Source organism: Micromonospora sp. NPDC050397 (assembly GCF_044901685.1).
Taxonomy (GTDB): Bacteria; Actinomycetota; Actinomycetes; order Mycobacteriales; family Micromonosporaceae; genus Micromonospora_G.
Genome location: NZ_JBJDPS010000001.1, coordinates 1,004,737 through 1,027,541, shown reverse-complemented (window position 1 = coordinate 1,027,541; position 22,805 = coordinate 1,004,737). Strand labels below are relative to the sequence as shown.

General features: G+C 71.4%; 19 protein-coding genes. 10 read left to right on the top strand and 9 right to left on the bottom strand.

Going from position 1 to position 22,805, the window contains the following annotated elements:
- Nucleotides 1-6: 6 nt before the first annotated feature.
- The 5 genes from ACI2K4_RS04020 to ACI2K4_RS04000 all read left to right on the top strand — a co-directional run bounded on the left by ACI2K4_RS04020 (nt 7) and on the right by ACI2K4_RS04000 (nt 5,942).
- On the top strand, nt 7-720 hold the full coding sequence (locus tag ACI2K4_RS04020) for a tryptophan 2,3-dioxygenase family protein (protein ID WP_404508526.1): 714 nt from the start codon (nt 7-9) through the stop codon (nt 718-720).
- A complete protein-coding gene (locus ACI2K4_RS04015) occupies nt 713-3,094 on the top strand; it encodes an aminotransferase class V-fold PLP-dependent enzyme (protein WP_404508525.1) in 2,382 nt (793 codons plus the stop codon). Before ACI2K4_RS04020 ends, ACI2K4_RS04015 begins: the two co-directional genes overlap by 8 nt.
- The gene (locus ACI2K4_RS04010) at nt 3,091-4,116 is read left to right on the top strand and encodes a methyltransferase (protein ID WP_404508524.1); all 1,026 of its coding nucleotides are present in this window, start codon (nt 3,091-3,093) and stop codon (nt 4,114-4,116) included. The genes ACI2K4_RS04015 and ACI2K4_RS04010 overlap by 4 nt, the downstream gene beginning before the upstream one ends.
- 297 nt (nt 4,117-4,413) lie before the next feature.
- Entirely contained in the window at nt 4,414-4,710 is a 297-nt protein-coding gene (locus ACI2K4_RS04005) for a phosphopantetheine-binding protein (RefSeq protein WP_404508523.1), read from the top strand.
- Nucleotides 4,707-5,942, top strand: coding sequence for a cytochrome P450 (locus ACI2K4_RS04000; RefSeq protein ID WP_404508522.1), 1,236 nt, complete (start codon nt 4,707-4,709; stop codon nt 5,940-5,942). The genes ACI2K4_RS04005 and ACI2K4_RS04000 overlap by 4 nt, the downstream gene beginning before the upstream one ends.
- Before the next feature lie 78 nt (nt 5,943-6,020).
- Here ACI2K4_RS04000 and ACI2K4_RS03995 read toward each other — a convergent pair whose 3' ends face one another.
- Both ACI2K4_RS03995 and ACI2K4_RS03990 read right to left on the bottom strand, forming a co-directional pair.
- Nucleotides 6,021-7,475 carry an amino acid adenylation domain-containing protein gene (locus ACI2K4_RS03995; protein WP_404508521.1) on the bottom strand — a complete coding sequence of 485 codons (1,455 nt, stop codon included), beginning with the start codon at nt 7,473-7,475 and terminating at the stop codon, nt 6,021-6,023.
- Nucleotides 7,472-8,770 (bottom strand): condensation domain-containing protein, encoded by a 1,299-nt coding sequence (locus ACI2K4_RS03990; protein WP_404508520.1) that lies wholly within the window; start codon nt 8,768-8,770, stop codon nt 7,472-7,474. Before ACI2K4_RS03990 ends, ACI2K4_RS03995 begins: the two co-directional genes overlap by 4 nt.
- A 180-nt stretch (nt 8,771-8,950) precedes the next feature.
- Here ACI2K4_RS03990 and ACI2K4_RS03985 point away from each other — a divergent pair, with 180 nt between their 5' ends.
- From ACI2K4_RS03985 to ACI2K4_RS03975, 3 genes are all read left to right on the top strand, one after another.
- Complete coding sequence (locus ACI2K4_RS03985) at nt 8,951-10,333, top strand: MFS transporter (protein WP_404508519.1); 1,383 nt, start codon at nt 8,951-8,953, stop codon at nt 10,331-10,333.
- A gap of 217 nt (nt 10,334-10,550) precedes the next feature.
- The gene (locus ACI2K4_RS03980; protein WP_404508517.1) at nt 10,551-13,085 is read left to right on the top strand and encodes an ATP-binding protein; all 2,535 of its coding nucleotides are present in this window, start codon (nt 10,551-10,553) and stop codon (nt 13,083-13,085) included.
- 219 nt (nt 13,086-13,304) lie between these two features.
- Nucleotides 13,305-14,687 carry a M14 family zinc carboxypeptidase gene (locus ACI2K4_RS03975; RefSeq protein ID WP_404508516.1) on the top strand — a complete coding sequence of 461 codons (1,383 nt, stop codon included), beginning with the start codon at nt 13,305-13,307 and terminating at the stop codon, nt 14,685-14,687.
- A 78-nt stretch (nt 14,688-14,765) separates the two neighbouring features.
- On the opposite strand, the gene ACI2K4_RS03970 is transcribed toward ACI2K4_RS03975, so the two are convergent.
- Nucleotides 14,766-15,794, bottom strand: coding sequence for an NAD-dependent epimerase/dehydratase family protein (locus tag ACI2K4_RS03970; RefSeq protein ID WP_404508515.1), 1,029 nt, complete (start codon nt 15,792-15,794; stop codon nt 14,766-14,768).
- A 93-nt stretch (nt 15,795-15,887) separates the two neighbouring features.
- Between ACI2K4_RS03970 and ACI2K4_RS03965 the strand changes: the two genes are divergently transcribed.
- Nucleotides 15,888-16,460, top strand: coding sequence for a TetR/AcrR family transcriptional regulator (locus ACI2K4_RS03965; protein WP_404508514.1), 573 nt, complete (start codon nt 15,888-15,890; stop codon nt 16,458-16,460).
- Between the two features lie 33 nt (nt 16,461-16,493).
- Here the strand turns inward: ACI2K4_RS03965 and ACI2K4_RS03960 are convergent, their stop codons facing one another.
- The 3 genes from ACI2K4_RS03960 to ACI2K4_RS03950 all read right to left on the bottom strand — a co-directional run bounded on the left by ACI2K4_RS03960 (nt 16,494) and on the right by ACI2K4_RS03950 (nt 17,954).
- Nucleotides 16,494-16,961: an SRPBCC family protein gene (locus ACI2K4_RS03960; RefSeq protein ID WP_404508512.1), complete on the bottom strand. Its 468-nt coding sequence runs from the start codon at nt 16,959-16,961 to the stop codon at nt 16,494-16,496.
- A 62-nt stretch (nt 16,962-17,023) separates the two neighbouring features.
- Complete coding sequence (locus tag ACI2K4_RS03955) at nt 17,024-17,305, bottom strand: ArsR/SmtB family transcription factor (protein ID WP_404508511.1); 282 nt, start codon at nt 17,303-17,305, stop codon at nt 17,024-17,026.
- 112 nt (nt 17,306-17,417) lie between these two features.
- Nucleotides 17,418-17,954, bottom strand: coding sequence for a hypothetical protein (locus ACI2K4_RS03950; RefSeq protein WP_404508510.1), 537 nt, complete (start codon nt 17,952-17,954; stop codon nt 17,418-17,420).
- A gap of 76 nt (nt 17,955-18,030) precedes the next feature.
- On the opposite strand from ACI2K4_RS03950, the gene ACI2K4_RS03945 reads away from it, so the two are divergent.
- The gene (locus ACI2K4_RS03945) at nt 18,031-19,794 is read left to right on the top strand and encodes a S8 family peptidase (RefSeq protein WP_404508508.1); all 1,764 of its coding nucleotides are present in this window, start codon (nt 18,031-18,033) and stop codon (nt 19,792-19,794) included.
- A gap of 98 nt (nt 19,795-19,892) precedes the next feature.
- Here the strand turns inward: ACI2K4_RS03945 and ACI2K4_RS03940 are convergent, their stop codons facing one another.
- Genes ACI2K4_RS03940 through ACI2K4_RS03930 form a run of 3 tightly spaced genes read right to left on the bottom strand, consistent with a single transcriptional unit; the run spans nt 19,893 to nt 22,801 of the window.
- On the bottom strand, nt 19,893-20,567 hold the full coding sequence (locus ACI2K4_RS03940) for a hypothetical protein (RefSeq protein WP_404508507.1): 675 nt from the start codon (nt 20,565-20,567) through the stop codon (nt 19,893-19,895).
- 29 nt (nt 20,568-20,596) lie between these two features.
- Nucleotides 20,597-21,469 (bottom strand): NAD(P)-dependent oxidoreductase, encoded by an 873-nt coding sequence (locus ACI2K4_RS03935; RefSeq protein WP_404508505.1) that lies wholly within the window; start codon nt 21,467-21,469, stop codon nt 20,597-20,599.
- Nucleotides 21,470-21,520: 51 nt separating this feature from the next.
- Nucleotides 21,521-22,801, bottom strand: a complete 1,281-nt coding sequence (locus ACI2K4_RS03930) for a D-alanyl-D-alanine carboxypeptidase family protein (protein WP_404508504.1) — start codon at nt 22,799-22,801, stop codon at nt 21,521-21,523.
- Between the last annotated feature and the right edge of the window lie 4 nt (nt 22,802-22,805).

Genomic DNA, 22,805 nt, shown 5'->3' with positions numbered 1-22,805 from the left:
GCGCTCGTGAAGCAGAAAACCGATCGACCTTCGCTGCCCGGCGAGGGTGATAACGACTATGCGCGATACATGCGCACCGACGCCTTGCTCGCTCTGCAACGGCGCCCCGACGAGGTGGTGCACCGTGACGAGTTGCTCTTCCAGGTGGCACACCAGTCCACCGAGTTGTGGCTCAAACTGGCGACGTCCGAGCTGACCGAGGCGGTCTGCCGGGTCGACGCGGGCGAGCCCTCGGCGGCCGAACTCCTGCTCGCCCGGGCGACGCTCGCCGTACGACTGGTCACCGACCAGATGGAGATCTTCAACCATCTCAGCCCCAAGGACTTCCAGGCACTCCAACCCGCCCTCGGCAGTGGCTCGGGTGCCGAGTCGCCGGGCTGGCGGCAGGCCCAGGCGGCGAGCCGCAAGCTCGGTCTGGCGTTCGACCGGCTCCTCGCCGCGCACGGGACCGACCTGGTGAAGCTCTATTCCGGCGAACCGTCCGACCCCGTCTACCGCCTCGCCGAGGCGTTGGTGGAGTGGGACGACCGGGTGTCGATCTGGCGCGTACGGCACTACCGGCTCGCCATCCGGGTCGGCAGCCACGGTGTCATCGGCACCCCGGGCAGTCCTTCCGGCATGCTCGCCAAGCTGATCGACTACCGCTTCTACCCCGACCTGTGGCAGGTACGGGCAGCGCTGGCCATGGGCGGCCCGACCAGCGAGGGTTCCGTTGCGTGAGCTCACCGACTGGCTGACGGAGAACCCCGATCCCGCAGCCTTCCCCTACCCGGCGGTCGTGGACCGGTTCCACCGGACCGGCAAGCACTTCGTCGACAACGAGCTGCTCGCGCTCCTCGACCAGATCCGTAAGGTGGCCGCGACGGGAGCGGAGCCGACGGCGGAAACGCTGCGGTGCTTTCTCGACGTCGCCCTCGACAAGTGGGACGAGCGGTACGACTACCAGAGCTACCTGGCGCTCGACATGCTCCCGATGCCCCGGGGGAAGTCGACCGACGAGCGGCGGAGTGAGCTACGGCAGCTCCACGACCGGCTCCACGTACACCTGATCGCCGACGCCCTCGCCTTCGAGACGGCGGCCGAGTCCGGTGCCACCGACCTGCTTCCGCAGCAACGACCCGAGCCGGCCAGGGTGGCGAAGCGTTACCGGCTCGGGGTCCGGGCGGCGGCGCCCGCACTGGCCCGCCTGGGCCGGTCCGCCGTGGTGGACCATCCCGATCCGCCGGCCGCGGCGGCGGCGCTGCACCGCTGGTCGGTCGCCGAGCAGAGCCCGACAGACCGGCGTGACCTGCTGGTCTCCATGCTGCCGGTCTACCTGGTGCACGACGAGTACCTCTTCATCCGGATGCTCCAGGCCTACGAATCCACCTTCGCGATGCTCGCCGTCGAGTTGCGCGCGGCGGTGGAGGAGTTGGAGGGCGGATGTCCGCGTCCGGCGGCCGACCGGCTGGCGTACGGCCGGGACCTGCTCAACGGCGCGGGCCCACTCTTCTCGCTGATCGCCACCGTGCAGCCGGATTCGTTCCGTACGTTCCGGGTCTACACCGAGGGGGCCAGCGCCATCCAGTCGCGGTCCTACAAACTGATGGAGTCGCTGTGCCGCGCGCCGGACGAGTCGCGTGTCTCCTCCGCCGCCTACCGGTCCGTTCCCGAGGTACGCGAGCGGGTGCTGGCCGGACAGTCCACGATCGAGCAGGCGTACCACGCGATATCGCGTGATGGTCGACTGGGCGAATCCGACCGCCACCTGCTCGACACGCGGATGAGCGAATTCGCGAACGCGGTGAGCCAGTGGCGCAACACCCATTACCGGATTGCCGTACGGATGCTCGGCACCCGTCCCGGCACCGGCTATACCGAGGGCACGCCTTATCTGGCGTCCGCTCGTACCATTCCGGTCTTCACCACGACGAGTGAGGCGAGGCGACCCCAGGTGAACGAATTCCCACAACCCCAGCCTGCCCCTCACCCGGCGGTCCGCGAACAGTTTCCGTTGCTCAAGACCTGCGTGTATCTCAACAGCAACTCGACGGGTGCCGTACCGCAGGCCGCCGAACACGTCCTGACCCGCTACTGGGAAACACTGCGGACCTGGCGCGACGACGCCTGGGACGGTTGGCACGACGGTCTCCGGAAATACACCGACGGCCTCGCCGCCTTCATCGGCGCACCGCCGGGCAGCGTCATCACGGATGCCAACCTGAGCACCCTGCTGGTACGCATCGCCTCGTGCTTCGACTACCAGTCGCCCCGGAACCGGGTGGTGACCACCGACCTCGAGTTTCCGACGATCCCGTTCATCTGGAACGCGTTCCGCCGGTACGGTGCCGAACTCGACACGGTCAGTTCGGGCGGTCCGCGGTTCGACGAGGAGGAACTGCTGCGGCGGATCGACGAGCGGACCCTGCTCGTCTGCGTCCCACACGCCAGCTACTCCTCCGGCGCCACCCTGGACCTGGAACGCCTGGTGAAGCACGCGCACGACGTCGGTGCGCTGGTGATCGTCGACGCCTTCCAGACCGTCGGGGTGATGCCCCTCGACGTCACGGCCCTCGGCGTCGACTTTGTCCTCGGCGGTTCGCACAAGTGGATGTGCGGCGTCGGTACGGCCTTCCTCTACGCCCGCCCCGACCTGCTGCCCAGCCTCGAACCGGCGGCTACCGGCTGGCAGGCCGGCAACCGGGCGATGACGTTCCAGCCGTCGACCGGCTGGGCGCCGGACATGCGACGGCTCGGCGGCGGCACCCCGTTCCCGCTCACCTCGCTCGTCTCCCAGGTGGGCCTGGACCTGCTGACCGGGGTCGGTATCGACACCATCCGGGCCCACTCGCTGGCGTGCACCGAGAGGGTGATCACCCGGGCCGGGGAGGCCGGCATCCCGGTGGTCAGCCCGACCGACTCCCACCGGCGTGGCGGCGTGGTGTGCCTGGACGTCCCGGACGGTGAGGCGGTCAAGCGCCGGCTGGCCGAACGGAACATGATCTGTAGTTGGCGCGGATACCTACGGATCGGCCCGCACATCTACAACACCCTGGACGAGATCGACGAGTTCATGGACACGCTCACCGAGGTGTACCGGGAGGACCGACGATGAGCACCACACCCTTCTCACCTCGGGCTCTGCTGAGCCTGCTGTTCAACGGGGCCAAGGCGGTCGAGGTGGTCGAGACCGCCCTCTCCATCGGGCTGCTCGACGCGCTGGAGGCCGGGCCCGTCACCCTCGGCGAACTCGCGGCCCGCTTCGACCTGCGACCGCAGCGGCTCTACAAGTTCCTGGACTGCCTGGAAAGTCTCGGTTTTGTCGAGCGGCACGAGTCGAGCGATGCCATCGACGAGGCGACGTACCGTGCCGTACCCGGGATCGTCGCCGCGGCCACCGCCGCCGTCGGCCCGGACGCGATCGAACGCGACCGCGACCGGTACCCGTGGCGGCGGCTGCACGGGCGGTTGGCGGAGAGCCTCCGGGGCGACGTGAGCATGACCGACAACGATTTTGCCTGGCCTCCCAAGACGGACGACCAGACCGAGGCGTTCGAACGAAGCATGTCCGTCGGTCTCGGACCGGTGATCGAGACCTTCCACCGGCACGCCGAACGGCTCTTCACCGGTCGTCACCGCCTCCTCGACGTCGGTGGCGGCGCCGGCACGCTTGCCGCACACGTCCTCGACGACACCCCGGACCTGGTCGCCGACGTCTACAACCTGCCGGCGGTCGCGCCCCTGGTGGAGAAGACCCGGGCCGAGCGCGGCCACGGCGAACGGCTCGGCTTCGTGGCCGGCGACTTCCTGGCCGAACCACTGCCGTCCGGCTACGACGTACTCGCCTTTGTCCGGGTGCTGCACGACTGGCCGACAGCCGTCTCCCGGCAACTGGTCGAGAAGGCGTACCAGGCCCTCCCACCCGGCGGGCTGCTGCTGATCTGTGAGGAGTTCCGCACCCCGGACCGGCTCGCGATGCAGTTCTTCTGGTCCTACTTCCTCATCGGCGTCGACAGTTGCGTCAGCCGACTGCGCGACGTCGACTTCTACACCGACCTGCTCGGTGAGATCGGTTTCGACGAGGTCCAGGTCCTGCCCGGGGCCTGGGAGGTCGTGGTCGCCCGCAAGCCCGGCTGAGCACCGGCCGTCCCCGACCGGCCCCGGTCGGGGACGGCCGTCGAACGGGCCGGCGCCCGTCCACCTGTCCCGCCCCGGGCTGTTCGGACCCCGCGACCCGACGAGGGCTGAACAAGCCCGAACGCACCCGAACGGCGCCACGCTTGATCCGACGCCCGGTCGGTTCGACCCTGGAAACGAGCCGCCGAGCCCGTCGGCGCCCGGTTCACCGGCACCCGTCGGGCGTGGTCCCCCGCACCCGGGGGCGGCGGCACGTTTCGCTGCGACGGACCGACAGGCATGGGGGTACGGGCGGACATGAGTGACGTTTCCAGGGAAGAGTTGGGGGTCGCCTCCACCTACGTGGCACCCCGGTCGACGGTGGAGAGCACGCTGGCGACGCTGTGGAGCGCCAAGCTCGGAGTGTCCCCGGTCGGGGTCCGGGACGACTTCTTCGAACTCGGCGGCGACTCCCTACTCGCCGCCGACCTGCTGATGGACATCTACCGCGACTTCGGTGTGGAGATCGACGCCGCCGTGCTGTTCCTGTCACCGACCATCGCCGACCTGGTCGAGGCGATGCCGGCGGGCCACGAGCAGGTGGGTCCCCGGTGACGGGCCAGCCGTCCGGCGGCACCACCGAGGTGGACCTGGACCGGGTGGATCTCGCCGATCCCCGGCTGTACGCCGACGGCGAGCCGCACGGGGTGTGGCGAGCGTTGCGGGAGCGTCAACCCGTACGCTGGCAGCCGGTCGACGGCAAGCCCGGTTTCTGGGCCGTCACCGGCTACGCCGACGCGGAGCGGGTCCTGACCGACCACGGGAGCTTCACCTCCACCCGTGGGGTGTTCCTGAACATGCTGGGTCGCGAGGAACCTGCCAGCGACCACCAGTTCGCCGCGACCGACCCGCCCCGGCACGGTCGGATACGCCGGCCGGTGCAGCGCGAGCTGACCGTGACGGCGGTACGGCGGCACGCCGAGTCCCTGCGGAACGACATCGCCCGGCTGCTCGCACCCGCGCTCGACGGCGGCGTGTTCGACTTCGCCGAGGCGACCGCCGCCCTTCCCCTGGCGATGGTCGGTCCGCTGTTCGGCATACCGGCACCGGACTGGCCACACCTGGCCCGGTTGGTGGCGATGTCGGTGGCCGAGGACGACCCCGACCACCAGCTACCGGAGGGGACCGAGGCGACCCTTCGACGGGCGCACCGGGAACTCTTCGGATACCTGTTCAACCTGGTGGTGGCACACCGGGGCGGTGACCGTGGCGACCTGGTGGACGTACTGACGTCGATGACGGTGGACGGTCGGCGGTTGAGCGCCGGTGCCGTGGTGGCGAACTGCTACAGCCTGCTCCTCGGGGCCAGCGCGGCGATCCCGCACGTGCCCAGCGTGGCGCTGCTCGAACTGATCCGCGCCGAGCGGTACGCCGACTGGGCCGCGCACCCCGGCCTGCTCGACTCCGGGGTGGAGGAGGCGTTGCGCTTCGCCGCCCCGGCCAGGCACTTCCTCCGGTGCGCCAGCCGCGACACCCGGGTCGGTGGGGTGAACATCGCCGGGGGCGACGCGGTGGTGGTCTGGATCGGCTCCGCGAACCGGGACGAGCGGGCGTTCACCGACCCGGACACGTTCGACGTACGGCGCACACCGAACCGGCACCTGAGTTTCGGCGACGGTCCCCACTACTGCGTCGGGGCCTCGATCGCCCGGTTGGCGCTGCGCACCTTCTTCGCCGAGCTGTTCGCCCGGTTCTCGTCGTTCGAACTGGCCGGCGAGGTCACGTACGTCCGCTCGACCTGGCTCGGCGGCGTCAAGCGGTTGCCGGTTGTCGCCCGGCCTCGGTGACCGTCCGACGGCCCTCACCGGTGCACGACCGGCACACCCGGTCGCCCTACCCTTCTGCCGGGGCCGGCGCCGGCCCGGTCAGGCGGCGGAGGCGAGCCGGTCCAGGGCGCCCCGGTCGAGCTTGCCGTTGGGCTGGGTGGGCAGTCGATCCAGTACGACGTAGCGCGTCGGCACCGCCACCGCGGGCAGCCTGGCCAGGAGGAACGCGCGGATGGCCCGGGTGTCCGGCAGCTCCCCCGCCGCCACCACGAAGGCGACCAGTTCGATTCGTCCGCCACCGGTGGCGACCCGGCCGAGGGCACCCTCGGCGAGTCCGGCGTAGTCGGTCAACGCGCGCTCGATCTCGGTCAGCGCGATCCGGACACCGCCGAGTTTGAGCTGGTCGTCGACGCGGCCGTGGAAGCGCAAAAGGCCGTCGGGCCCGACGCTGGCCAGGTCCCCGGTCCGGTGGTGGTCCGCTCCGTCGGCGACCCCCGGCCCACCGATCCACATCTCGCCGACCTCGCCGGCCGGCACCGGTTCGCCGGTCGTACGGCTACGTAGCGAGACGGTCGTACCGGGGATCGGAGTTCCGATCGGCACCGTGGAGGTGGCTCCGTCCGCCGCCGTGCAGCGGTGCACCGTGCTCCACACCGTGCACTCGGTCGGCCCGTACTCGTTGTGGAGGGCCGTGTCGGGCAGCACGGCGAAGTGCCGGGCGACCAGGGCGGGCGGACACACCTCCCCGGCGACGACCACGGTGTCCAGGCTGGCCAGACAGGTCGGATCGGCGGATCGGAGCAGGACCGCGTACAACGACGGCACCATCAGCAGGTGGGTCGCGTGGTGCCGGGCGGCGGCCCGCTGGACCGCGACCAGGTTCGACGGCCGGTCACTCGGGATGACCAGCCGTCCGCCGCTGGCGAGGGTCCAGAAGATGCCCGCCACCGAGCTGTCGAACGAGATGGAGGAGCAGAGCAGGAAGCCGTCGACCCGCCCCTGGTAGTAGGCCAGGCGGGCGGCCGTGGAGTACGCCAGCGCCGGGGTCGGTACGGTGACCGCCTTCGGCTCCCCGGTGGTGCCGCTGGTGAAGTACGTGTACGCGGCCGGTCCTCGCCAACCCGGCCCCGCCGCCTGCACCGAGTCGACCAGCGCCCCGAGGTCGACCGCCCGCCAGGGTCCCGCCATCGGCTCGACACCCGGCTCGACCAGTGCCAGTGCCGCACCGCTCTGCCGGAGCGTGAGCCGCTGTCGCTCGACCGGGAACGCCGCGTCCACCGGCACGTACCGGGCGCCGGCCCGCAGGACGCCGAGCAGGGCGACGACGGCCCACCCGGACAGCCGTGCCCGGACGACAACCGGCTCGCCCTCCACGACCCCCCGACGGCGCAGCCCGGTGGCCACCCGCCGGGTCAACTCGTCCAGCTCCCCGTACGTCAGCGAGGTCATCGAGTCGACGACGGCGGTGCCCGTCGAGCCGGGTCGCAGGTGCGGTTCGAGCAGGTCGAGTATGTGGTCCGGGTACGGCAGCGCAGGGGATCCCGTTGTCGTCACGGCCCGACCAGCCGATCGAGCCAGTCGGCGTAGCGGTCGACGAGCCGTTCGACGACGTCCGGTCCGAACAGGTCGGTGCGGAACCGGATCGTCGCGACGTACCCGCCGTCGGGGTCCTGCTCCAGCCAGGTCACCAGACCGTTGACCGGGATCACCGGCCCGCCGAGCGGGAGCCCGGCGGGCAGCCGCACCGGCCGGTGGGACAGGGGTGCCGACGGCTGCGCCGCCGGGAGTTGGATGACCTCGAACTGGGCGCAGACCGGCCCGCCCGGCGCGAAGAACCGGGCCGCGTCGGGCAACCGCGACAGCAGGTCGGCCAGGGGCAGTTCCCGGGTGAACGCGGCGGCGAAGGCGGTGTGGACCCGCCCCACGGTCTGCCCGGGATCGAGTTCCCCGGGCAGCTCGACCCGTACCGGCAGGGCGTTCATGAAGAGTCCGACCGTGTCCCAGTCGGACCGCTCCCGCCCGTAGGTGAGCACCGGCACGACGAGGTCGGTGGCGCCGGTCAGGGTGCCGAGCGCACTCACGAACCCGCTGAGCAGCAGCACGAACGGGGTCGTACGCAGGGGTCGGGCGGCGGCCCGCAGGCGTGACTCGGTGACCGACAGCGGAAAGCGGACCTCGGACGTACCCGGGTCACCTCCCGGCGCGGCCGAGGGTAGCGGCAGTGCCGGCAGGTCGGCGAGCGCCTGCCGCCAGTAGTCCGTCAACTGGACGTCGCGTCGCTCGTTGTGCTCCGGCGCGGCCGGGACCTCCGGGCGGGACCGGACCGGGACGGGTTCGGGCCGTCCCGGCGGCCGGGTGGCCGGCGCCTGAACCGGTGACCGGCCGACCTCGCCGGCACGGTAGGCGCGCAGCAGGTCCGCGACGAGGATCCGCATCGACCAGGGGTCCGCGACTGTGTGTTGGGCGACCAGCACCAGGGTCGCGTCGGTGGGGTCGTGCCGGGCGAGGAAGGCCCAGAGCATCGGTGCCGAACCCGCCGGGTACTCGGCTCGGACGATCGTGTCGACCAGTCGGTCCGGGGCGACCTCGGTCAGCGGCACCGGCGCGGGCGGCCCGACCCGCTGGTACGGCACCCCGCCGCCGCGTTCGATCACCGTACGCAGTGCCTGGTGTCGGACCACGAGCTGGTCCAACGCGTGCCGCAGCAGCGTCACGTCGAGCGGGCCACCGAGCCGGAAACCGCCCAGGGCGACAAAGCGGGACCCAAAGACCATCCCCGGGGCCACCTCGTCGACCCAGCACAGGAGCCGTTGTGCCGGGGAGAGCGCAACGGTGAGCTGGTCGTGCATACCGCCTCCTAACACGTCGGGATCGGACATCGCGGATCGACGCTCCGAGGGCCAGTCTCGCCACCGGCCGGGCGGCGGCATAGGAGGTCGAACGGTCCCGAACGAACCCGAACGTCGTTACCGGCCGCGCTGCCGCCGCCGCTGGATACGGTTCGGTCCCGACCGACCGAGGAGCAGGTGATGGCGCAGGAGCAGGAGCAGGCCGAGGCGCAGGAGCAGGCGGGGGCCGGGCGTCCGGCGACGTACGGGCAGGTGTTCGCCGTGCGCGAGTACCGGTACCTCTTCGGGGCGTACCTGTTGTCCCTGCTCGGCGACCAGCTCACGGCCGTCACGGTGGCCTACCTCGTCTACACCGGCACCGGCTCCGCGGCGCTGGCCTCGGCGGCGTTCGCCAGTTCCTACCTGGCCTGGCTGACCGGGGGCCCGCTCCTGTCCGGCCTGGCCGACCGGGTCCCACGCCGTCGACTCATGATCGTCTGCGACGTGGTCCGCGCCCTGCTCATCCCGCTTGCCGCGCTACCCGGCCTCGCCGCTCCCGCCCTGGTGGCGCTGCTGTTCGCGGTGAACCTGCTGCGGCCCCCGTTCGTGGCGGCGCGGGCCGCGTTGATGCCGGAGGTGCTCGACGGCGACCGCTATCCGGTGGCGAACGGCGTCGACAACATCACCGCCCAGGTCGTCCAGATCGTCGGCTTCGCCGTCGGCGGTGCCCTGGTCACGGTCCTCTCACTGCGGGGTGCGCTGCTGGTCGACGCGGCCACGTTCCTGCTCTCCGCGCTGCTCATCCTCGTCGGGGTACGGGCCCGCCCGGCGCCCGCCCGCACGAGTGGTCCGGTACGGCGTGACGCCGCCACCGGGCTGCGGGTCATCTTCGCCGACCGCCGGCTGCGCGCCTACGTTCTCGTACTCTGGCTGGCCAGCGCGTTCACGTACGCGGCCGAGGGGCTGATGGCCCCGCTGGCGGTCCAGTACGGCGGCGGACCGGAGACGGTCGGGCTGCTGTTGGCCGCGGCACCACTGGGCATGGCGGTCGGCGGGGTGGCCTTCACCAGGTTCTGCCCGCCGGCCGCCCGTCCGCGTCTGATCCTGCCGCTGGCGGCGTTCTCCGGTGCGGTGCTGGTCGTGGTCTGGACCGCGCCCGCGCTCTGGGCGGTGCTGGCCCTGCTCGTACTCGCCGGCGCGGGCAGCGCCTTCGCGATTCCGCTGAACGCGCTGTTCGGACGGGCCGTGCCGGGCGAGTACCGGGGGCGGGCCTTCGGTGTGGCGATCACCGGTCTGAGCGGGTTGCAGGGGTTGGCGATGCTCCTCGCCGGCCTGGCCGCCGACCGTTGGGCCGCCACGACGGTGATCGGGGTCAGCGGCCTCCTCGGTGCCGCCGCCGTACTCGCCGTGGTCCCGATCTGGCCACGACGACGGGCCGCACACGTCGTCGGCGTGACAGGCCCCGGTCCGGGGCAAGGAACGGGCGAGCCGGTGCTGCTGCCCGTACCCCTCGAACAACCTCGAACGACCTCGACCCTCGCCGGGTCTTCCGCCGGACCACCCCGGCAACCGACGCTGGGTTGACGGGGGCGGGTACGGGGCCGCCTCCCACGAAGGAGAGGAGAAGCTCATGCGCGGCGTCAACAAGCGTGGCATCAGCTGGACCTGATTTCGACGCGTCGCCCCGGGGCCGACCGCCCCGGGGCGACAACTCGCGAGGTCCGGTCGAGGCTTCGCCCCTGACCGAAAGGTGGCCCTTCGGGACCCCGTCCCCGTTCACGGCCTGGTCCAATGGGTCTCGGTGGACAGCAGACAGGGTGACGGCGAATCACGTACGGTGGCGGCGTCCGATCCGGACGTCGACCCGACGACCGCTGCCGACCCCGCCCAGTACGTCGCGCTGCTGCGCCGGATCAGGGACCAGTCGGGCCTGACCTATCGCGCGATCGCGCGCCGGGCCCAGGCCAACGGCGACGTCCTACCGGCCAGCACGCTCGCCACCATGTTCGGGCGGGAGACGCTACCCCGCCGGGAACTGGTGCTCGCCCTGCTACGCGCCTGCGACGTACCGACCGACCGGCGTACGCCCTGGCTCGTGTCGTGGCAACGCCTGGCGGCCGAGCGTGGTGCACGCGCCAGACCGATCCGGTTGCTCCGTCCGGTCGACGCCCCGACGCCGGCACCGCTGCCCGATGCCGGACCTGCCGGGGCGGCGGCGGGGGACGGTCGTCCGGTCCCCGCCGGGGACCCGGTGCCGCCGGCCGAAGGCGTACCGGCGACCGTCGATCCGACAGCGGCGACGGCGACGGCGACCCGGGCGGTTCCGTTCCAGCTCCCGCCGCCGCCCGTGATGATCGTGGGCCGGGCCGACGAGAGCGGGGTGTTGCTCGACGCGATCGGCGACGACGGCGCGGTCTGCGTGGTCGAGGGTCCGGGCGGGGTCGGCAAGTCGGCACTCGCGCTGCACCTCGCGCACCAGGTCGCCGCGCGCTATCCCGGTGGGTGCCTCTACGCCGACCTGCACGGCACGAGCACCGGGATCACGCCGGACGAACCGGCCGAGGTGCTGGCCCGCTTCCTGCGCGCGGTGGGCGCGCCCACCGTTCCGCCCTCGCTGGTGGAGGCGAGCACGCTGCTGCGGACGATTACCGCCGCACAGGGCGTGCTGATGGTCCTGGACAACGCCGCGTCGGCGGCCCAGGTACGTCCACTGCTGCTCAGCGGTGCGGGTTGCGCCACCGTGGTGACCAGCCGCTGGCGGTTGATCGACCTGGACGCGACGGCCCGGATCCCGTTGCGCCCGCTCACCGACGACATCGCACTGGACCTGCTCGGCCGGATCGCCGGCACCGCACGGGTGAAGGCGGAACCGACGGCCGCCTCGATCGTCGTACGGCGTTGCGGCGGCCTGCCACTGGCGCTGCGGATCGTGGGCGCCCGCGCGGCGGCACGACCGGACGCGACCCTGGTCGCTCTCGCCGAGCGGATCGACGACGAGCATCGGCGGCTGGACGTACTCGAGGCCGGGGACCTTTCCGTACGCGCCAGCCTGGACCTGGGATACCGGGCCTTCGACGAGTCCACGCAGCCCGAACGCCGGCAGGCGGTCGCGCTGTTCCGGCTCGCCAGCCTGCCGGACTGGTCCGCCGCCACGGCGCCGGCCATCGCCGCCCTCGCGGACGTGCCGGTGCCGCGAGCCGAGCGGATGCTCGAACAACTGCTGGACGCACACCTGATGGAGCCCTCCGGCGACGTCCGGTACGGCTTCCACGACATCGTCCGGCTCTTCGCCCGGGAACGGGCCGAGGCGGTTGACCCGGCACCGGTACGCGAGGCCGCGCTGGCCCGTCTCACCGGGCACCTGTTCGCCACGACCACGGCGGCGGCGCATCTGCTCCACCCCCACGACCGGTTTCCGGACCGGGGTCCGGCGGGCGACGGCGGGCGTGGCCACCACCTGGGCGACGCAGCCCAGGCCTGGGAGTGGTTCGAACGCGAACACACCAACCTGCTGGCCGTCGCCCGGCAGCGACTCGCCGCCGGTCAGGACCTGGCCGGCGTACGCGACCTGGTGCTGGTCACGATCAGGTTCCTCGACTACGCGGGGTACGTCACCGAGCAGGTGCAGTTCGGCGAGTTGGGAGTCGAGGCGACGCGGCGGCTCGGCGACCGGACGGCAAACGCCCTGGCCCTCAACATCCTGGCCGTGGCGATGCTCCGGGAGGAGCGGCTGGACGAGGGCATCGCCCTGCTGCGCCGGATCCTGCTGATCCAACGCGAGCTCGGCGATCGGGCCGGCGAGGCGGGGTGTCTGAACAACCTGGGCAATGCCCTACGGGATCGGGGCGACCTGGACGCCGCGGTGGCGCACCTGCAGGCGAGCCTCGCCATCCGGCGTGAGCTGGGCGACCGGTACAAGGAGGGGTCGGTCCTGGACAACCTCGGTCTGGTGTTCCAGCGGCGCCGCGACTTCACCCGCGCCGTGGCCCACCACCGGGCCGGCCTCGCCATCACCCGGGACTGCGGCGACCGGTTACGCGAGGCCCTGATGCTGGTCAACCTCGCGGAGACCCTGAGGGTCTCCGGCGACACCACGGAGGCGTTGGCGCACGCCCGGCAGGCGCTGGTCATCTTCCGGGAGTTCGACCATCGACGCGGCATGGGGCTCGCCCAGCAGGTGATGGGCGACGTCTATGCCGTTCTGCGGCGCACCGGGGAGGCGCACCGACACTGGGCCGAGGCGTTGACGCTGCTCGACGGGCTCGACCGGCAGGCGCACGGCCGACTCCGGGTCGCGCTCGGGATCGACGGCGTGAGCCGCCGGAACGTTTCCTGAGCGGATCCGCCGCACCGGCCGAAGCCCCCGGAAGGCGCCGACGAAACCGGGGCCGACCTTGACCGACGATCAAGTTGATCGATACCGTCAATCGATCTTGCTGGTGGCGCAGCGGGACCCGGGACGCCGCGCCGACCTCGACCACCCACGGACGGAGGTGAGCCACCGGTCGATGTCGCGTCACCCCGATCCATACCCGAACCGGAAGGGGACAATGCCATGTGGAGCACGAACGACCGTCACGGCGTATGGCGCGCGGCGCTGTCCGCCTCGGCCGCAGTCTGCCTCGCCCTCACCGGGCTCGCGACCCCGGCGTCGGCCGCGCCCGATCGGACCCGCGCCGAAGCCGCACCGACGGCGCACACCGGCGGCCTGCCGAGCGGCAACACCACCTACCGCACCCTGGCCGACTACGAGCGGGACATGCGGGCGCTGACCAGCGAGTACCCCAGGTTGGTCAAGCCGTTGACCTTGCCGTACCCGACCTCCGGCGGTCGCCTGGTGCAGGGCATCGAGATCTCCCGTGACGTCCGGGCCAACGACGGCAAGCCGGTCTTCGTCACCGTCGGCATGCACCACGGCAACGAGGGCCCCAGCGGCGAGCTCGTGATGGAGTACGCGATCGACCTCACCCGTCGTGCGGCCCGGGGTGACCGGTACGTCTCCGCGCTGCTCGACCGCGCGCGGCTCGTGGTGGTGCCCGTCGTCAACGTGGACGGTATGGTGCGCAACCGCCGGCAGACCGACACGAACGTCGACATGAACCGCAACTACGGGTTCGGGTGGTTGCCCATCTCGACTGGTGGCGCTGCACCGTGGTCCGAGCCGGAGACCAGGAACATCGAGTGGCTGCTCTCCACCCGGCAGGCGACCACCTTCGTCACCCAGCACACCTGCATCCAGGTCGTCCTGTACCCGCCCCTTCAGCTTGAGGTGGGACCGACCCAGGACGTGGCCCGATTCGAGGATCTGGCGACCAGGATGGCGAGCCGGTACGGTCCGGGCTACATCCCCCGTGACTCCGCCCACGACTACGAGACCACCGGCGAGGCGATCGACTGGGCCTACTTCGCCACCCGGGGTCTGGCATTCACCGCCGAGACCTGCCCGGACAGCGGGGTCGAGCGGACGTTCCAGACCCAGGTGATGGACACCTACCCCGAGCACCGGCTCGCCATGTTCGAGGCGCTGGTGAAGACCGCCGACCCGAGGCAGCACGCGACCATCGAGGGCAGGGCCCCCAAGGGGGCGGTACTGCGGATCAACAAGTCCTTCGAGATGTACACCCAGCCCTACCTCCAACCGGACGGCACCACCCGGCCGAGTGCGTTCCGTACGGCGTTGACCTCCGACCTGGACGTGAACCGGTCCGACGGCCGGTTCAGCTGGGCGGTGAACCCTTCGTACCGTCCGGTGCCGCCGTACCAGGCCGAGGGGGTGCGACCGAACCAGACCGGTTTCTACCGCGAGCCGTGGATCCTGACCTGTGAGCGTCCGGACGGCACCGTGCTGCAACGTACGTCGGTGAACGTGGACCTGGGTCAGAAGGTGACGGTGGACCTGAGGCAGTGCAGCCGTAACTTCCACCGGAAGTCACACTGACCCGGCCCGTGACCGGGGCGGACGAACACCGCCCCGGTCACGGGATTGGCTACGTCGTACGGCCGGAGGCGTTCGAGGTCATCGCACCACCCCCCAGGCGACGAGCGCTTGGGCGGCGCCGACCACGGTCTCGGCGGCGGGCCGGGGCTGCCAGCCGAGTAGGCGACGTGCCTTGTCGGTCGTGTGCGTGCTGCGTCGGCCGAGACCGGGCAGGATCTCCTTGAGACCACGGTCGGTGCGGGCCGCGAGTCGTACCGCGACGTCGGGTAGCTGTAGCGTGCGGACGCGCTTCGCCCGCTCCCCGAGGCCGGCCTTGAGCGCACGAGCGATGTCGCGCATCCACACGAACTCACCGGTGCCCAGGAAGCGCTGGCCCGCGGCCTGCTCGGCGGTCATCGCACGGATGTGCAGGTCCATGACGTCTCGCACGTCCACGACCTCGAGGCCGATCCGTGGCACCCCGGGAAGCCTGCCGTCGAGCAGCCGCTGCACGATCTGTACCGAACGCAGGTTTTCAAGGCTCAGGATCGGACCGAACACGGCGCCGGGGAGCACGGTGGTGAGCGTCGTCGCGCCACGGTGGTCGGCCATGAAGTCCCACGCGGCCGTCTCGGCGATGATTTTCGAGCGCCGGTAGGCGCCGAACGAGGGGTCGTCGACGGAACGGGTCGTCTCGTCGTAGACGCCGTGCTCGCTGTAGGAGGTGGGGCTCGCGGTATTCGCCGCCGAGGTCATCACGACCCGCCTCACGCCCGCCGCCGTGGCGGCGCGCAGAACGTTCAGGGTGCCTTCGCGAGCGGGAACGATGAACTCGTCGGGCGCGTCAGGGTTGGCGCCGCCGAGCGGCGAGGCGGCGTGGATAACGTAGTCGCACCCCGCCACCGCCGCGTCCCAGCCATGTGGAGTCGAGAGGTCGGCAACGCTGAATTCGAGCCGGTCCCGCGCGTCAATCTGATTGGCGACGGCGTCGCGTACGGCCCGCTCCCGCGACGGCGAGCGCACGGTGGTACGCACGCGGTAGCCACGTTCCAGCAGTTGGACGATTGCCCAGCCGGCGAGGAACCCCGTGCCACCGGTGACGAGGACACGTTCCGCTTTCGTGTTCATGATCGGATCCCTTGGTACAGTGAGGCACCTACGGAGAACTCTCCGCAGGTTTCCAAACTAGCGGAGACCTCTCCGTAGGTCAACGAGAGAAGGATGCAGATGGACCAGCCGACCGGCGGCTACCGGAGGCAGCGCGAGGCGGCGTCGGAGAAACACGCCGCCATTCTCGCCGCCGCGAAGCAGCTGTTCGAGGAGAGCCAAATCGTCTCCCTGAACGAGATCGCCAAGCGTGCCGGCGTCGGCGCGGGAACCCTTTACCGGCACTTCCCGACCCGCGAGCACCTGCTCCTCGCGGTCTACGAACACGAACTCGCCTCGCTCCTCGCCTCCGTCGACGACGCGCTCGCCGGGCAACCCACCGCCAAGGCAGCGTTCATCGGCTGGTTCGAGCATCTCGCCGCCGCGACCCGACTCAAACACGGGCTCGGTGAGGCCCTCTACAGCCCGGCGGTGCAAAACGTCATCGCGGCAAGCTACGCGCCGGTGACCGCCGCGGTCACGCAGCTGCTCTCCGCGTGCGTCGCCGAGGGCTCCGTACGGGCGGGTGTCGAACCGGCTGACGTGCTTCTGATGATGGGATTCCTGTGGCGCGTACCCGATACGGAGGAGGGCCTGGCCCAGGGTCGAAGACTCGTTGAGATCGTGTTCCAGGGCATCAGGGCGTAGGTCGACCGAGGCAACCGATCGTCCGCGTGACGCTCAGGAAAGCTTGGTCAGGTACGCCGCCAGGGCGTCGTACGACTGGCCGGCGCCTTCGGTCATGCCGGACGCCATCATGCCGTCGCGCTCCCCCTCCGTGTCGAACCGGGTGACGCTGGTGACCGTGGTCCTGCCGCCCTCCTCGGTCAGCTCCAACGTCTCCACGCACACCTGCCCCGGCATCCCCTCGAACTCGAAGGTCTGCACGACTCGCTCCGGCTCCCGGACTTCCCGGTATTCCCCCCGGAACACGTACTGCTTGCCGTCGGGGGCGTGCTCGACGATCCGGTAGGAGCCGCCGGTGCGGAAGTCGACCTCGCAGTCGATCGGGTTGCCCCGGCCCCACCAGTGCTTGAGGTGCTCGCACTTCGCGTGCGCCTCGAAGACGAGCGCGCGCGGCGCGTCGAACACACGCACCATCTTCATTTCCAGGTCGGACGGCATGGTCACCGTCAGGTTGTCACCCATCTCGCTCCTCCTTGTGGTGTCTCGTCGTCCTGGAGCCGCCTCAGGTAGTCGTCCAGCCGGTCCTAGCGCTGCTCCCAGAACCGCCGGTAACCGGCGACCCAGTTGGCGACCTCGCGCAGTGGCCCCGGGTCGAGACGGCACGGCCGCCACTGCGCCTCCTTGCCACGGGTGATCAGCCCGGCGCGCTCCAGCACCTTCAGGTGCTTGGAGACGGCCTGAAGGCTGATCGGGAACGGTTCGGCGAGCTGGTTGACCGTCGCCTCCCCTTCGGCGAGTCGAGCCAGGATGGCCCGCCGGGTGGGATCGGCGACGGCAGCGAACACCTCACTGAGCCGGTCCACCACTGCACCTTCCTCAACCACTCGGTTAATTAACTTGTAGGTTGAATATGCTCGCCGTCACACCTCCTGTCAACCCTCGGCCACAGTCCCGGGCAGCGGAGCCGGGCGGCGGACGCTAGCCGCTGTCCCGGGCCAGGTCGCGGCAGGTGTCGCGGTCGTGGACCAGGCCCGCCTCGAGCAGGGTCGGCGTGATCTCGCGGCAGCCCAGGACGGCGCGTGCGTACACGGCGTTGGCCAACACCTCGTCGGCGTAGATCGCATCCTCGTCGTCGGCGTCAAGGGCCGCGAGCAGGGCGGAATCAACGTCGAAGCCGACCGGAGAGGCGAGGGTGTCGAGGTTGGCGAGGCCGTCGGACGACCGACCGGCCTCGGCGACGGCGGCGAGGAAGCCGAGCAGGTTGGCGCGCAGGTCAGCGTTCGCGGCCCCGGACAGGCGGGGGTCACCGATCAACGCCGCGACCGCGACGGCGGCGGGCGGTGTCGCGGTCCACGGCGTGCCCTGGTGGATCACGGCCGACCAGAGGTGCTCCAGCGCGGCGCGTCTGCTGGGTGTGTCACCGCCGCCCAGGGCGGCCAGGTGCGCGGGGGTGTCGCCGGCACGCCCGTACACGTGCAGCAACGTGGCGAACCGTGCGGCGTCGATCTCGGTCACCCGAGCAACCTATCCCGCCCGGCCGAGTCGTCTTATATTCCTCTTAGGACTGTCCACACTCGACTGAGGAGGAACGGTGCACGGAGACGGTTACCACGCTTCCCGGAGGAGACCTGGTCGCGTACGACGATGGCGGGCGACCTCGGCCTCGGCGCTCGCCCTCGTGCTGGCCGGCGCCGCGCTGGCCGCACCCGCCCACCCGGCGTCGGCCGCCGGGGCCCCGGCCGCCGGACCGGCACCGCTGCTCGCCGCGAGCGGACCGGCGGTCTCGGGCAGCTACGTCGTGGTACTCAAGGGCGAACCCGGCAGCACCGAGGCCGCGCGGACCGCGTCGGCGGCCGACCGGGTCGCCGCCCTCGGCGCGACCGTCACGCGGCGGTACACCAGCGCGCTGAACGGCTTCGCCGCCCGACTCACCCCGAGCCAGGTGGACACGCTGCGGGCCGATCCGACGGTCGCCTACGTGGCGGTCGACCAGCAGGTGCGGACCACCTACACCCAGACGCCGGCCACCTGGGGCCTCGACCGGATCGACCAGCGCAACCTACCGCTGAACAACACCTACACCTACGAGGCCCGAGGTTCCGGGGTCAACGCGTACGTCATCGACACCGGTATCCGCACCACGCACACCGAGTTCCACGGCCTCGCGTACAACGCCTTCAGCATCGGGGGACCCGGGTTCGAGGAGGACGACTGCAACGGCCACGGGACCCACGTCGCCGGCACGGTCGCCGGCATAACCTGGGGCGTGGCCAAGTGGGCCCGCCCGATCGGGGTACGGGTGCTCGACTGCTCCGGCTTCGGCGCGTACTCGAACGTGATCGCCGGCGTGGACTGGGTGACCTCGCACGCCGTCAAGCCCGCGGTGGTGAACATGAGCCTCGGCGGTGAGGCGTACCAGCCGCTCGACGACGCCGTACGCCGTTCGATCGCCACCGGCCTCACCTACGTCGTGGCCGCCGGGAACGAGAACCGCGACGCCTGCACCACCTCGCCGGCCCGGGTCGCCGAGGCGATCACGGTCGCGGCCAGCACCAACACGGACAGCCGGTGGGTCGACTCGAACTGGGGTAGCTGCGTCGACGTGTTCGCCCCGGGCAAGGACATCACCTCCTCCTACATCCTCGGTGACAACGTGCTGATCACGATGAGCGGCACGTCGATGGCCAGCCCGCACGTGGCCGGCGCCGCCGCCCACTACCTGGAGCTCTACCCGGACGCCACTCCGGCCCAGGTGTCGTCGTGGATCACACAACGGGCGACCCAGAACGCGCTGTCGAACGTCGGCACCGGCTCACCGAACCGACTGCTCCACCTCGACACGGCCGCGACCCGCCCCGGTATGACCTGGTCGGTCCGGCAGCAGCGCGGCGACAACGTGGTGTGGGTCGGACACGACGGCCAAAGCGACGCGTACCAGGGTGACACGCCGGCCAGCACGACCCTGCCGGCACTCTGCATCCGCCCACGGCCGATGGCCGAGGCACCGGTCCCGACCGGGGTGGTCCCCGACCAGCACGCCGGCTGGAGTTTCGCCTCCGTCGCCCTGAGCACACCGGTGCCGGGGACCCGGCTGCTCAGCCCGCACGTCGCGAACCTCGTCTGCCAGTACCAGTTCGGCGCGGGCTGGCGGATGGCCGAGTTCCACGACGGGCGCCACCCGGTGAGCCGGTTCGGGCAGGTCGGGTGGTTGCCCAGCGGTTGGAGCCTCTGGGCCAACGGCACGCTGCCGACCGACACCCGGTTCTGGGTGCGGATCGACGACCAAGCCGCCAACCCCTGGGAGTCGTCGGCCCTGCCCCGGCCGCCGCGTCCGGTCTTCCCACGTCCGCGGTGACAGCCGGGAGCCGCCCCGCCCGAACCGGCGGGGCGGCTCCCCACCTCCGCCAGCGGGCCAACATGGTATGCATCGGCGCGTGCCAACCGCACGGACCGCTACGAGTCTTGCACGAGCAGGCGACCTTCACGGCCGTCGCCGGAGACAAAGGCGAACGCCACCGGCGCGGCGCCGAGATTGAGGTAGAACGGCGTCCAGTTCGTCGCCACCCGAAGGAGGAGCCGCCAGGGCCCGCCGACCGGCCGGTCGTGTTCCTCGTCCAGCAGGGCCGTACCGCCGATCTTGTCGTGGTCGACCGCCTGGAAATACCGGTCCCGGTGTTCCGGCGTCAACGCCAGGTAGGCGTCGGACGACAGCGGTTCGGGGTCCTCGTCGCGGACCAGCTCGACCGTGTACTCCGCGGCCGACCCGTCTTCGTGGTAGAGCGTCGGACCACTGGTCAGCGGGGCGGTCGGACCGGTGAATCGACCCGGCTGGACGATCACGGCGTTCTCGCCGCCGTCCGGGAGGACAACGTCCGGGTCGAAGTCGTCGGCGTCGTGCCCGTGCTCCCCGTGGGTGACGAAGACGTACGCGAGGCGCCCCGGCCCGTCCCCGACAAGCTCGGGTTCCAGCACGATCTGGCAGACAAAACGCATCGGCGTGCCCCAGGCGGTGCTGAGTGGCCACTGCGGCTGCCCGAGCCAGGTGGGCTGGCCGCCGAACTTGGTGACCGGCCCGGTCACGGGCGACTCGGCCCGCTGGTAACTCACGATCCGCCAGACCGCAACCATGGCGCGAAACCTAGCAGAGCCAGGCGGGCCTACCGGTAGCCGATCGTCGCGGTCAGCCCCTCGCCGCCACGGCCGTCAGCGATCAGCGCTTCCATCCTCGCCGCCACGATCGACAGTCCCCCGTCGCCGAGACCCCGGTCGCTTCTCAGCTCGATCAAATGACGGACCACGCCGAGGTGCCCGGCCAGGTCGGCGGGACCGGCGGGGTAGCTGGACCGGAGCAGCTCGGCGACGGTGCCGGGAACCCCCGTGACCACGTGGCCGAGTTGCGGACCGGCGGTCCGGGCGAACTCGGCGACGTCGATACCGGCCTCGCGTACGGTGTCGAGGGCTCGCAGCAGGCCGAGTTGGGCGTCGTACCAGAGCCCGAAGAGGGCGAGATCCCAGACTGCGGCCGCCTCCGGCGTGTCCCCGACGAACCGTGGCTCGCCCAGCAGCGCGAGAGTGCTCCGGTGCTGCTCGTACGCGCGCCGGGAGCCGCCGTACAGGATGGTCCCGGCAGCCGCGTCGATGGCGTCGGGCGAGGTTTGGATCCCCGCGTCGAGATAGTGGGCGCCCAGCTCCGCCACCCGCTCCGCCGAGCGCCGCGCGTCGCTGGCGGTGCCGGTGCACATCGCGACGATCGTCCGCCCGGTCAGGTCCCCGTCGAGCTGCTCCAGGCACTGCCCCACCGCCGCGTAGTCGGTGAGGGTCAGCAGGATCAGCTCGCCGGAGAGCGCCGCCTCCCGGACAGATCCCGCCGGCAGCGCGCCCGCCCGCACCAGCTCGGTGTGACGACCGCCGGTCCGGTTCCACACCACCACCGCACGTCCGGCGGCGAGCAGCCGACGGGCCACCGCGCTGCCGATGGCTCCCGTACCGACGACCACGACCCGCGTCGCTGACCCCGCGTTCTCCGCCATGACGGTCATCCTGGAACATCAACAGGGGTTGAGGTCAAGCCGACGGTTCCGTCATTGCGCACCGGCTCGACGGCGCCGGGCGCGACGGGCCAGGATCAGGATCGGGACAAGGACGCCGAGTACCACCACCGGGACTCCCCCGATCAGCAGCCAGCCGGGGCGGCCGTGCCGGTGCTCGCCCGGCCGGGTCTGGCCGGCTCCGGCGGCCTGGGTCGGGGGCTGCCCGCGCGGGCCGAGTTGACCTCGGGCGACGAGTTGGCCGACCTTCGTGTCGGCCGGCAGCCCGAATCCCCAGTCGAGCAGCGCGGCGCCCTGTTGCCAGCCGGCGAGCGGAGGCGTCTCCGCGCCGAGCAGGGTGACCAGCAACGTACGCCCGTTTCGCTCGGCGGCACCGACAAAGCTGTGCCGGGCCAGGTCGGTGTAGCCGGTCTTGCCACCGAGCGCACCGGGATAGCGGTGCAGCAGTTGGTTGTCGTTCCAGATCGGGAAGCCCTTGGTGTTGTACGGCTTCTGCGCGGGAACCTGCGCCAACGGGGTCGCGGCGTAGCGCCGGAAGTCCTCGCGGGCGAAGCAGGCGCGGGCGATCAGCGCCATGTCGTACGCGCTGGTGTACTGACCGGGGCCGTCCAGGCCGGACGGGGTGGCGGCGTGTGTCTGGTACGCGCCGAGTTCCCGTGCCTCGGCGTTCATCGCCGCTACCCCACCGGCCATCCCCTTCGGGCCGCCGCCGAGTCGGGCCAGTACGTTGGCCGCGTCGTTGCCCGAATTGAGCAACAACCCCAGCCACAGTGTCTCGACCGAATACCGCCCACCCAGGACCAGACCGACCGCCGAGCTGCCCGGCTCGAAGTCGAGATCCGACTGGGTCACCTCGACCAGCTCTGCCGGGTCCAGGTGCGGCATCACCGCCGCCGCCAGCAGCAGCTTCTGCACACTGGCCGGTACGGCGTACTCGTGTGGGCCGCAGCCGGCGAGCACCGCGCCGCTGGTCAGGTCCGCCACCAGCCACGAGGTCGCGCTGACCGGCGGCGGTGACGGCACCCCGGGCGGGGCTGCCAGCCCGGCGCCCGCCAACTCGGGCCCGCCGATCGCGGCGTGTGCCGGGTCGAGCGGCGGCGGCGCGGGCCGGGTCGGTCGGGCCACCGCCGGGGGCGTCGGACAGGGTCGCTGCGACCTGCCCGCTCCCGCCGTGCTCGGCGGCCGCGCGGACGTGACCTGTCGCGCCGTCGTGACCTGCCTGGTTGCCGCCGTCGCGGGCGGGCCGGCGGTCATCACCGACGGCAGCGCCAGTACGGCGCTGGCTACTCCGAGTGCCAGTAACCCCCGGGCCATACTC